1 protein-coding gene is annotated in these 12,927 nt (G+C 63.4%); it reads left to right on the top strand.

Annotation, left to right across the window (positions count from 1 at the left end; translation table 11 throughout):
- Positions 1-102: 102 nt before the first annotated feature.
- On the top strand, positions 103-12,717 hold the full coding sequence (locus FW764_RS22570; protein ID WP_446435782.1) for a filamentous haemagglutinin family protein: 12,615 nt from the start codon (positions 103-105) through the stop codon (positions 12,715-12,717).
- Positions 12,718-12,927: the final 210 nt, after the last annotated feature.

Raw genomic sequence — 12,927 nt, 5'->3', positions numbered from 1 at the left:
CGGTCGCGCCTCCCGGCAACCGCCTTAAGCAATAACCCCGACACGTGCTGCGCAGTGTTTGCGCGCCTCGTTCGCCTGCCCCGTCAAAAGGACCTGTAAGTGATGCGTTCCCGACTGAAGCCGCCTGCCTCCCGCGCCGCCAAGGTGCCTGCCACCGCAGGTCCCGTGTTGCTCCTCAAGCCCCTGGCCCAGGTGATTGCGCTGTTGGTGTTTGCCGGTGGCGCGCACGCGGCGCAGCCCCAGGCGTTCAGTTCGGGTTGGTTTGCCGCCAAGGGCGCGGCGCAGGCCGCCGGCAGCGTACGCCCTGGTGCGGTGGTGCCAGGCATGCCACCGCCGTTGTCCCAGCAGCAGCACGGTAACGAACAGTTGCAGCGTTCCTTGCAGAACCTCAATACCAGTGTCGCTGCGATTGCCGCGCAACAGGCCGCACAGGCAGCAGCCAGAAGTAACGCCAGTGCGGGACCGCAGACCATCCACAACGGCCTGGGTGGCAATGGCTTGAATGTGGTGATCGGTGCCGACGGCAAACCGCTGTTCGTCAACGCCGAAGGGCCTGTGCAGACCGATGCCAACGGCAAGACACTGGTGTCGATCAAGCAAACCGCCGACAAGGCGATCCTCAATTGGCAAACCTTCAACATTGGCCGCGATACCACCGTGCAGTTCCAGCAGAACAGCGATTGGGCGGTGCTCAACAAGATTAACAACAGCACCGCGCCGAGCCAGATCCAAGGCGCGATCAAGGCTGACGGCACGGTGATGATCGTCAATGGCAACGGCGTGGTGTTCAGCGGCAGCAGCCAGGTCAATGTGCGTAACCTGGTGGCGGCGGCCACCGGGTTCAGCGATGAACAGTTCAGCGCCCGGGGCCTGTACAGCTCCAGCAATACCGCGGCGAGTTTTGCCCAGGCCGTTGGCAACGTGACGGTCGAGCGCGGCGCGCAAATCCAGACCCAGGTGCCGGCCGCGTCGACGGCGGGCGGCGGTTATGTGCTGCTGCTCGGTAAAGAGGTGGAGAACGCCGGGAGCATTTCCACCGCGCGGGGCCAGACCACCCTGGCGGCGGGTGACAGCTTTGTGATCAAGAAGGGCTACAGCACCGACGGCAATGTCACCTCGACTACGCGTGGCAATGAAGTCAGCGCCACGGGTGCCGGCAAGGTCAGCAACAGCGGGCTGATTCAGGCATCCACCGGTGACATCAGCCTGACCGGCCAGCAGGTGCTGCAAAACGGTGTGTTGCTCACCAGCTCTTCGGTGGAAGCGCGGGGCACCCTGCACTTGAAGGGCACGGGCAACAACGCCGCCGTGACCTTGGGGGAGGGCAGCCTCAGCGCGATTCTGCTCGACAGCAGCAACGCCCTCGACAGCCAGCGTGCCGGCTTGATCACACCGTCGATCGACGTGGCCGGCAACGTTGTGCCGGCTGAGGTCTACCGTCGCGACCAGTCGCTGGTGGAAATCACCAGCGACGGTACGGTGGAGTTTCGCAGCGGCTCCCTGACCCTGGCCACCGGCGGCCAGGTCGGCGTCAAGGCTGCGCAGCGCAGCCTGCTGCGCGACGGTGCGATGATCGACGTGGCCGGTGCCATTGGCGTGAAGTTGGCGATGGAGTCCAACAGCGTCAAGGTCAACATTCAGGGCAACGAGCAGCGCGATGCGTCGGTCAATCGTGACGGCAAGGCCCTCAATAACAACGATGTGTGGGTGGATGTTCGCGAGCTGATTTTTGTCCCGGCTGGCACCAACGGCTATGCCACCGACCGCTGGTACACCGCAGGCGGTTTGCTCGAGGTGGGCGGTTACTTGGGCACTCGCAACCATGGGATTGGCGAATGGATGGCCCAAGGCGGCACGGTGACGTTCAGCGGTAAGGACGTTGTCACCCAGCAGGGTTCGCAGATCAACCTGTCGGGCGGCACCCTCGACGTGCAGGCTGGCAAAATCAAGCAAACTTGGCTTAAAGGCCCTGACGGGCACTTGTATGAACTGTCCCGCGCGCCGGGGGATTTGCTCTATACCGGGATCTACAAGGGTTACGAAGACCACAGCCAGCGCTGGGGCGTGACCGACTACTACTACAACCCGTTGATCGCCCCCCGTGAGCGCAGCGAAGCTGGCTACACCGTGGGTCGCGATGCCGGGCGCCTGGTCGTCAGCACTGCCAGCGCCGTGCTGGAAGGGCAGCTTGTCGGCGACACCTATCAAGGCGATCGCCAGACCCAGGCCGCGCAAAAAGGCCTGGACGGTTATCTGCAATCGCAAAAAGCCGTGGCGCGCGGCGCCGCCTTGATGGTCGGCAGCTACGTGCCGTATTACCTCAAGGACAAGGCTCAGTTGCAATACGCCCTGGGCGCGGATGCCAACACGGTGAAAAACGTGGTGCTGGGGCCACGCGGCGCGGCTATCGCGGCCGGGTTAGCGTTGAACAGCGTGCTGCCGGCTGAGCGGACGTCCACGCTGTATCTGGACAGCGACGCCTTGACCGCGACGAAACTGGGGTCGATCAACATCGCCAGCACCGGCTCGATTCTGGTCAACGGCGCGCTGGAAGTGGCACCGGCCGGTGACATTACCCTGTTTGGGCCGAAGGTCGAGGTGAACGCCAACCTGACCGCGCATTCCGGCAGCCTGCAACTGGGCAACGTATTGGCGCAGATCACGCCCGCCGGTATAGCCGACGTGACCCTCGGCGGGCGCGGCCGCTTGACGGTTAACACTGGCGTGTCTTTGGACACCAGTGGCCTTTGGAGCAACCTGTTGCTGAGCGCGGGCGACAGCCGCCGGTTGCCCTACCTCAACGGCGGCAGCGTGGGATTGCGCAGCAGTGGTGACGTGACGCTGGCGACGGGCAGTCGGGTGGACGTGTCTTCCGGCGCGGCCCTGGACGCCAGGAACCAACTGATCGGCGGCAAGGGGGGGGACCTGACGCTGGCAGCCAACGCCAACAGCGCTGACAGCCGGGGTAATCTGGGACTCAACGGCGAGTTGCTTGGCTACGGAGTCAGCGGTGGCGGGCGCTTGAGTGTACAGGCCGGCAAGGTGCTGATCAGTGATCAGCCGGTCGCGCCCCAGGCGGGCACGCTGCAACTCGGCAGTGGGTTTTTCAACAAAGGCTTTAGTGCCTACGACATTACCGGCAATGAACGTTTGCTGGTTGCCGATGGCACTCAGGTCAATGTCACCGCGCCGGTGTACCGCCTCAATGACACCGCGCAAAACGTTGTGAGCGGCGCAGACCCGCGCAGTGCATTGCAAATCTGGACCCCGCCGCAATACCGGGAAACCCCCACCAAAGGCCAGTTGACGCTGCGCAAAGGCGCGAGCCTGAATCTGCAAGCTGGCACCGCATTGTCCACGGCGGCGCAGATGGCAGCAGTGCAGGCGCGCATTGGCCAGGACACGGTGATCAACGTCGATCCCGGCCAGGCCATCGGTGTGCGCAGTATAGGTCAGTTGACGGTGGACGGCAGGTTGAATGCGTGGGGCGGCAATATCACCCTGGGCGGCGTCAGCGTGCAGCCCACCGTGGCCAATGCCGTGGAAGCCCAAGGGCATGACCGTTCGATCTGGGTCGGTGAGCACGCCGTGCTGGATGTGGCCGCACGTGCAGCGACGGCGCTTGACAGCCTTGGGCGGCGCTACGGCGTAGTGGGCCAGGGTGGCACTATCGTGATCGGTGGGGCGCTCGACCCGGTCACCGGAACTGCCAGCGCCGCGAACCTGTTTGTGGTGGTGCGTGAAGGCGCACGCCTTGACGCCTCCGGCAGCCAGGCCGTACTGGACCTTTCCGGTGCTGGTTCACGTGTGATTGCCAGCCGTGGCGGCAGCATCTCCTTAAGTTCCAACAATGGCCTCTATCTGGAGGGCACGCTCAGGGCCAGCGGCGGCGGCGCTGGCGCGGCTGGCGGTAGCTTGAACGTTGCCTTGGAAACGCCGCTGTACCTGGATACCGCTGCTGCCCGTGTGCGCCAGGCGCGTGAATTGATCGTCAGTGCGGCCGATTCAGGTACACCGTTGCCGGCTGGCAGTACGCCTGAATCGGTCGCGGGCGGGCTGACCTACGGTCATGCCCGGCTGGCGGCCAGCCAGGTCACCGCAGGTGGCTTTGACAACGTGTCGCTGCTGAGCAACGGCCTGATCAGCTTCGACGGTGACGTGTCCCTGCGTCTGGGGCAGAGCCTTAGTTTGTATTCAGGTGCCATGGCCTTGACCGATGGCGCCGCGAGGCAGTCCCAGGTGGTGTTGGCTGCACCCTATGTGCGTTTGGCCGGAGTGGGCGGCAGCACGAACGGCAGCGACAGCGCGGTGCGACCAACGGTCCAGGGTGGTGTTTCCACGCAGGTTGCGGCGGGCCGTTTGAGTGTTGAAGCCGCTAACGTGTTGGATGTGCGTGACAGCGTGAATATCGGCGCCCATGCCGAGCGCTCCAAAGCCTTGGCCAATGGCATTGATCGGCGCGCCTTCGATCAGGCTGAACTGGTCAGCCAGGGCGACCTGCGCTTACTGGCCAGCAGCCCTGACAAGATCAAAACCACGTTGACCACGCAGGCTGATTTGAGCCTGACGGCGGCGCAGATTTACCCGTCGACCGGCGCCGTTGCCGAGATCACGGCTGGTTACACAGGGCCCAACAGCGACTATGACCCAACACGTCTCTTGCGCATTGGCCGGATCGGGAATACAGCCCCGGCGCTGCCGTATTCGGTGTTCGGCAGCTTGTTATTGAGTGCCTCGACTATCGAGCAAGGTGGGGTGTTACGGGCGCCCATGGGGATGCTGACCTTGGGCGTGGGCGCCGACAGCACTCGCACAACCAAAGTGATCAATCTGTTGCCGGGCAGCCTGACTTCCGTCAGCGCCGGCGGTTTGGTACTGCCCTATGGCGGGACAGTCGACGGTGTGACCTGGCAGTACAACGGCAAGCAAGTCGAACTGCTGGGCGTCGGCGGCACCCGAAGCACGGGCAGTTTGGCGGTGGGCGTGCATCTGGTCGCACGCTCGATGAATGTGCAGCAGGACGCGGTGCTGGACCTTTCCGGTGGCGGCCAATTGCTCGGCGCAGCGTTTGTCTCCGGGCGCGGCGGTTCCACCGATGCGCGCTATAACCCCTTGGTACAAACCGGCGCGGACGGACGCTTTACCTTGCCGACGCTGGCGACCAACCCGGTCTATGCGATTGTTCCCGGCGTTCAGCCAGGGGCCGCGCCCGTTGCTGGCGAAGCGGGCGCGTCTGCGCCGCTGGCAGGCCAGCAGATTAATATCGGCGCCGGTGTACCGGGCTTGCCGGCGGGCACCTATACCTTGCTGCCGTCCACTTACGCCCTGTTGCCAGGGGCGTTCAGAGTGGAGATCAATGGGTTAGCGACGCCGTTCGCCAGCGGCGCAATGGCGACAGCCGCGCTCATGAATAATGGTTCCTGGTCAACCGAGGGCTTCCTGTCGATTGCTGGCACTGGGATTCGTGACAGTTTGTCGAGTCAGGTGATCGTCACCCCAGCTGATGTGTTGCGCCGCTATTCCCAGTTCAACGAGACGTCTTATGCAGATTTCGTGCGTGCTGACGCGGCGCGGCGAGGTGTACCACGGGCAGTACTCGAAGCCGATGCGAAGACCCTGAGGTTGCAATGGGTCCCGGGTCAAAAAGACTTGGGGTTCAGCTTTAAGGGGGAAGGGCGCTTCAAGCCCGTCGCAGGCGGTTTTGGGGCCACCGTTGCGCTGGTGAGTGACGGCAACGCTATCGAGTTGATCGCGGATACCGCCAAGGCCAGCACCGCTGCGTCGATGGTGTCGGTGCGTGCCAGCGATTTGAACGCCCTGGGCGCTGCCCGTTTGGTGGTTGGCGGTGAAGCGACGGTGGTGTATGGGCAGGGTGGCAACTTCGTGGGGTTTGACTCGAGCACTACTGCCAGCTCAGTGGTGCTGCGTCAGGGCGCAACCCTCGCTGCGCCGGAAGTGTTCTTGATCTCCGGAAGAACCTCAGGAGCCATTGAGGTCGAGCAAGGTGCATCGATCAATACCTTGGGGCTCGGCAAGGCCGCCTATGATTCGGACGATGGGTTTATCTATCGGCCGGGCAATCGCAGCGTGCTGGCAGTCTCCAATGGGCGTTTGCAGATGTTGGCGCCGGTCAGCGGTGCGAATGATATAGGGCCGGGCAGCCTCCTCATCGGCCAGTGCAATTCAGGTGCTTGTCGCGGTGACACGTCGCTGTATTCCGAGGGCACGATTGCCTTTGCCACCACCCAACGGTTTGTATTGGACGACAGCGCGCGCTACGGCACTCGCCATCTGGCCCTGGCGGTGGGCGGGATCAACGTCGGCAATGCCGAGGCACTGGCTGACGCCGCTGCGCGTGGTGTGTTGCCGGCGGGTCTGAGCCTAAATCAGCAGGTGCTGGACCGCTTGCTGCGCGGCGATCCTTCCACCGGTGCGCCGGCCCTGCAAAGCCTGGCGCTGACCGCCGGGCAGTCGTTGAATTTCTATGGCAGTACCACCCTGAGCACGCTCGACAGCTCGGGTAAGTCGCTGCTCGATGAACTGCTGCTGACCACCCCGGCGATCTACGGCTATGGCAGCGCGAATGATGTGGCGCTGATCCAGACCGGCACCTTGGTCTGGGGGGGGGCCACCAGCACGCCGCCAGCCGTTATCAGCAAGGGCGCGGGTACCGGCAGCGGCACTCTGGAGCTGCAAGCCCGGCGCATCGCGTTCGGCTACGGCCGCGATGCCCAGCCCGACAGTTTGGCCAGCAATGGGCGCATGACCTTGGGCTTCGCCACGGTCAACCTCAACGCCAGCGAACGTATCACGGCCAACCACAAAGGCAGCCTGGCGGTGCATCAGTCTCAAGGTGGCTTTGAGGCGGGCAAAGGCTTCGCCTACAGTGGCGGTGACTTGAACATCACCGCGCCGTTGTTGACCGGGGAAGCCGGCTCGGTCAATCGCATCACCGCCGGTGGTACGTTGACCGTGAAGGCTCCAGCCAGCGGGACGGCGCCGGTAGATACGGCGGCCATCGACGCCTTGGGTGCGGAGTTGCTGCTGTCCGGGCGCAGCGTTGCCCTGGATACCTCGGTGGTGCTACCCAGCGGCAAGCTGACCCTCAGCGCTGATGAGGAACTGACCCTAGGTTCAGCTTCGCGCCTGGACCTCAGTGGTCGCAAAGTGCAGATCAACGATGTGAGCAAATACAGCTGGGGCGGTGATGTCAGCCTTGAAAGCCGTCACGGCAACATCCGTCAGGCGGCGGGCTCTTTGATCAATCTATCCGCGCAATTCAACCAAGGCGGCTTACTCAAAGCCGTGGCGGTGGATGCCAGTGCGGGCCAGGTCGACCTGCAAGGGCAGGTTCGTGCCGGCAGCAGCGGCTATTACGACGCAGGCGGCACGCTGGTGCCGTACAAGGCCGGTGGGGTGGATATTCGAGCGCAGCAGGTAGGGGATTTCGCTGCCTTGAACCAACGCTTGACTCAGGGCCAGGTGTTTGGCTCGCGCAGCTTCCAGCTCAAACAGGGCAACCTGGTAATTGGCGATGAACTCAAGGCCAATCAAGTCAATGTCTCGGTGGACAACGGCAGCCTGACGGTACTCGGCACTATCGATGCCAGTGGTGAGCGGGTCGGCAGCATTCGCCTGGCCGCCAAGCAGGGCCTGACCGTTGCCGGCAGCGCGGTGCTGGATGCGCATGGCACGGCCTTGCGGGTCGACAGTTACGGCAAGATCATCGACGCGCCGAACCGGGCGATCGTCGAGCTTAATAGCGGTGACGGTCAAATGACCTTGGCCGAAGGCGCGCGTATCGACCTGCGCCACGGCACTGCGGCGGCGTTGGGCAGTGGCCCAGGGCAATACGACGGCGTGGCCCGTGGCACCGTGGAACTCAATGCACCACGGCTCAATGCCAATGACGTGGCCATTGATGCCAATGGGCAGGTCAACATTCAGGGCGCTCGCGCCATTGCGGTCAACGCGGTGGCGCGTTACACCGATGCTCCGGTGGGCACCGAGCCTTCGGCCAGTGGCCGACCGTATCAGGTGATTGACCAGAATTACCTTAAGCAAAAGCACGACCTTGCCGAAGCCTTTATCAACAACGCCTTGAACAACACCGGGCTGATGAAGGGCAAGCTCGCGGGATTGAACAACAGTCGCTATACCGAGGCTTTCCATCTGCGCCCCGGTGTGGAAATCGTCACCCAGGGCGACCTGGTAGTCAGTGGCGACCTGGACCTTTCCGGCTACCGTTACGCCAGCGTCAACCCCAACACGCCGAAGACCTCGGTGTACGGCTCGGGCGAAGTGGGCAGCCTGGTGGTGCGTGCCGGTGGCAATCTGGACGTATACGGCAGTATCAACGACGGCTTTGCGCCGCCACCCAGGACCCCGGACGATAACGGCTGGGTGCTGACCCCGGGGCTGCAAGGGTTCGGGGCCGATGTGATTGTGCCTGGCCCTGGTGTGGTACTCGCCAATGGCAGTGCGTTCCCCACGGGCAAAACTCTCAACTACCCGCTGCCGATCCATGCCACCACCCTGGCCCAAGGCACCGTGCTGCCGACCCAGGGCACCCTCGACGCGCCACTGACCCTGCCGACCAACACCGTGCTCAGCGCGGCAGTGCGCGACAGCGCCGGCAACCTGCTGTATGCGGCCGGCACCTTGTTGCAACAACCGGTGGTGCTGGCGGCCGGTACGCAACTGGACGCGGGCACGGTATTGGCCGGAGCGGCTTCGTTGCGCGCCATGACCTGGCCAGCGGGCGTGCCATTGCCTAGCCGTGGGGCCGTGACGGGCAGTGCCACCGATGGTGTGTTACTGGCCGGCAACCTGGCACTCAAGGTCGGGGCGCTAATTCCTTACGGCACCGACGTCAAGTTGCCCACTGGCCAGGTGTCGGTGCCGTTGCGCACCGTGACCGGCGCCACCGCGCGCCAGAACTGGGCCGTGGCGCCGATGCTGGCCGAGGGCTCGCAGTCGTGGTCATTGCGCCTGGTTTCCGGTGCCGATACCCAGGCTGCGGATACGCGTGCGATCCAGCCGGCCTATGCTGGCGACCTGACCCTGGCCGACACGCACTACGGCATTTACGAAACCCACGACAAAATCATCATCCCGGGGCAACCGGCTCGGCCAGGTGGGGCCTGGTACTGGAGTGATTTTGCCGGCGAGCTGTTCGGCGTCGAGGCGGGCACTCCGGTGCCGGAGTCTGAGTGGGGGTCGTGTGATGAGCCGGACATGTGTATTCGCGTGAAGTACGTGTGGAGTGAGCTCGGAGAGCTCTTCGGCTTTGTTCCCGGCCAGCCGGTATCGCCTCAGGACGAAAGCATTTGCGACCCGGATATGTGCGTTTCCTTGGGCGAACCGATCCCGGCGATACCCGAGCAAGTGACGGTTGGGCCTGTGAAGCTGGTCTCGCCCGTGAGCCAGCACTTCAGTGTCTTGCGTACCGGTACGGGTGATCTGGACTTGATCGCGGCGGGTAATGTGGCGATGAAATCGCCTTATGGCATTTACACCGCAGGGGCTTCCAGTGCTGCTCGTGCAGGCAGTGCCGCCGCCGACTTTAACCGGGCTCGCGCGCCCTCGGCGGACGCAACGGTGTTGGGCAGTGCGGCTAAGGCGTATGAAGCCTTGGTCGATGAAAGCAGCGCCAGCCCTTACGCCGCCTGGTATCCAGACGGGGGCGGTAATCTGCTGTTGCGCACGGGGGGTAGCCTGACGGGGGATGCCTGGTCGACGAACACAGGCCAGCCGTATCCCAATGACGCTCGCAGTCAACTCAGCAGTGCGAACCTGGGCAACTGGTTGTGGCGCCAAGGGACGGGCACTACAGCGGGTGTGACCCCTGTGCCGACCAGTTGGTGGATCAACTTTGGTACTTACGTTCGGGGCATCAGCGGCGCCAACCTTCAGTTTGAGGACAGTGCCCAGATAAACCTGCTGCCGCGTCTGGTGGGGTTCACCGGTGTCGGCACCTTGGGCGGAGGCAACCTGACCCTGGATTTGGGCAGCGATGCCGGCACGTTAACCCGTCGTGGCGAAGCGTTTCGGGCACCGCGCAGCGAAGGGTTGGCGTTGGCTGTGGGCAGCACTGGACGTGTAGCGAATGGTCAATTGTTGCTGACTGGTGGCGGTGATCTGGATGTACGCATGGGAGGCGATTTAAACCCTGGGTTGGACGCTCGTGCGAGCCTGGCAAACAGAACTGAAACGCTGTCAGCCGACTATAAACAGCAGGTGCTTAGCCTCAACGGTGTGCTTACCAACCTGCGTGGCGCCGTGAACCTGCAGGCAGGTAGCCTGGGTGGCATCGCCTTGAACTATGGCAGTGTGAGTTTGTATCAGGATGCCAAGGAAAGCCGGGCTTATTCGCCCTATACGGCGAGCCTGGGGACCGCCACCGGTGGGATCACGCTGATGTTGGGAGACGCCACGGCCAACCTGTCGACCCGAGGGGATCTGGTGCTGGCAGGGACGGGCGATCCGGGGCGTGTTTTGACCGAAAACAACCAGGCGTTCAGCTACAACGGCAAAGACTATAGCAGTGGCGTTACCTGGTTCTCCTTGTGGACCGAGCGTACCGCCATCGACCTGTTCTCCGCAGGTGGCAGCTTGACGCCGAGCGTGCAGAGCGTGTCAATGGGGAGAGGGATTGCTCCCCTGCAAGGGCAGAATTACTCCAGCACGGACGGGCGCTTTATCTTCCCCTCCAAGCTCGGCGTGGTGGCTGCCAACGGGAGTATCTACCTCGGCCCATCTGCATTGAGTGCTGGCGCGCCACCTAATTCCCCTACGTATTCGCTGTTGCTGGCGCCGTCGAGCAAAGGCCGGCTGGCGATGTTGGCGGGGGATTCTATCTACGCCAGTGGTTATGCGGTCAATCAGTCAGCTGAAAGCCTGGGATCAATACCGACGCCTTGGGCAGTGGCGTTTGCCAGCTCGGCGGACAGTGCCATCAACAACCTTGGCAGTGATGCGGTACATGGCAACGACCAGCAGGGGCTCACCCTGTTTGCCTTCCGTAGCCCGACCGCTCTCGCGCGCCCCGATTCCCAGGTAGAACCGGCCAGGTTTTACGCCCGTCAAGGCGACATTGTCGGTTTGCGCAGCGGTGAGATCATCACGTTCAGCGGCACTCGGCAGGGGCAAGTTCGTTATGAGTCGGCAGGCCCGGTATGGATGCAGGCGGGGCGCGATATTGTCGGCTCAGGCACGTATCTGGGCTCGTCGACGGCGGTTCCTACGCTGACGGGCTACAGCGGCGACTTTGCAGGCGAAAGCCGCGGCAACCTGTTCGTGCACAACCGTCTTGAGGATGCCTCGGTGGTGTCTGCGGGGCGCGACATCGTGTACAGCAGCTTCAACGTCGCCGGCCCGGGTTCCCTGGAAGTCAGCGCCGGGCGCAATCTCTTGATGGAAGACAAAGCCTCTATCACCAGCCTGGGCCCAGTGGCGGCGGGGGACTCACGCCCTGGCGCGTCTATCGTGCTGGAGGCTGGGGTAGGCCTCAATGGCCTGGATTACCTGAAGTTCGTCACGCCCTACCTGGACCGCGCCAATCAGTCGGTCGACGGTGTGCCCCTGGCCGGGCAGGCGGGTAAGGTGGCGAAAACCTACGAGACCGAACTGCTGCAATGGCTCAATGAGCGCTATGCCTTCAACGGAGACGCCGACCAGGCACGGGCGTACTTCGCCGGCCTGGGCCCTGAGCAACAACGCATTTTCGCGCGCTCGGTCTACTTCGCCGAAGTGCGCGAGGGCGGCCGTGAATTCAACCTGAACGCAGGCCCGCGTTCCGGCAGCTTTGTGCGCAGCCGCGCGGCCATCGACGCGCTGTTGCCGAGCAAGGACGTGGCGGGCAACCCTATCGTGTATGACGGCGACATCACCCTGTATGGCGGTGCCGGGGTGCATACCTTGTTTGGTGGCAATATCCAGATGCTCAGCCCGGGCGGGCAGCAAGTGTTCGGTATTGAAGGCACCGCACCGCCGGCCACTGCTGGTGTGTTGACCCAAGGTGCCGGGGACATCGAGTTATATGCCCAGGGCAGCATCTTGTTGGGCCAGAGCCGCATTATGACGACCTTTGGCGGGGCGATTCTCGCTTGGTCCAATCTCGGTGATATCAACGCTGGCCGTGGCTCAAAAACTACTGTGCTCTACACCCCGCCCAAGCGGGTGTATGACACCTGGGGCAACGTGGCCTTATCGCCTAACGTGCCGAGCGCAGGCGCCGGTATTGCCACCCTGGCACCGATTGCCGAAGTCCCGGCCGGTGACATTGACCTGTTGGCCCCGGCGGGCACCATTGACGCGGGCGAGGCGGGCATTCGAGTCTCCGGCAACGTCAACATCGCCGCTTTGCGGGTGGTCAATGCGGCGAATATCCAAACCCAGGGCAAGTCGTCCGGGGTGCCGGTGACGGCGGCGGTGAACACCGGGGCGATGACCTCGGCGAGTGCGGCGGGGGCGGCGGCCTCCCAGGCGGCTGAGGATGCGGCGCGCAGCCAGCAGGCGGCGGCGAAGCAGGGCAGGGCGTCGATCGTGACGGTGGAGGTGTTGAGCTTTGGTACCGAGCCGGTACCGCGTGAACCGCAGCCGCAGGCCTCGGGGTATAACCCCAGCAGCCCGGTGCAGGTGCTGGGGGCGGGGCCTTTGAGCGAACAGGCGAGGGCGCGGTTGACGGATGAGGAGCGTCAGCAGATTAGTTTGTAAGGTTTTTTGCGGGACCTCTCGTTGTAAGTTTGGGGCGATCAGTGATTGCCCCTTTTTTTTGGGTTTGGTTGGGTGAATATCCGTTACCCAAATAGCGGATATGTACACCCCCAACCCCCAAAGAAAAAATTGCCCCCCAGCCAATCCAAAATGAAGCTTTCATGACAAAAGTTCGGTAGCCCCCACCCACTCCCGTCTTGCCTATGTAAC

The sequence above is a fragment of the Pseudomonas sp. 1152_12 genome, from assembly GCF_052850675.1.
Note: the sequence above shows the minus strand (reverse complement) of the source record. Positions and strands in the feature narration are given on the sequence as shown.

Bases quoted from the DNA above. Each gene is read 5' to 3' on its own strand.
- FW764_RS22570 (WP_446435782.1), top strand. From the start codon at position 103: ATGCGTTCCCGACTGAAGCCGCCTGCCTCCCGCGCCGCCAAGGTGCCT.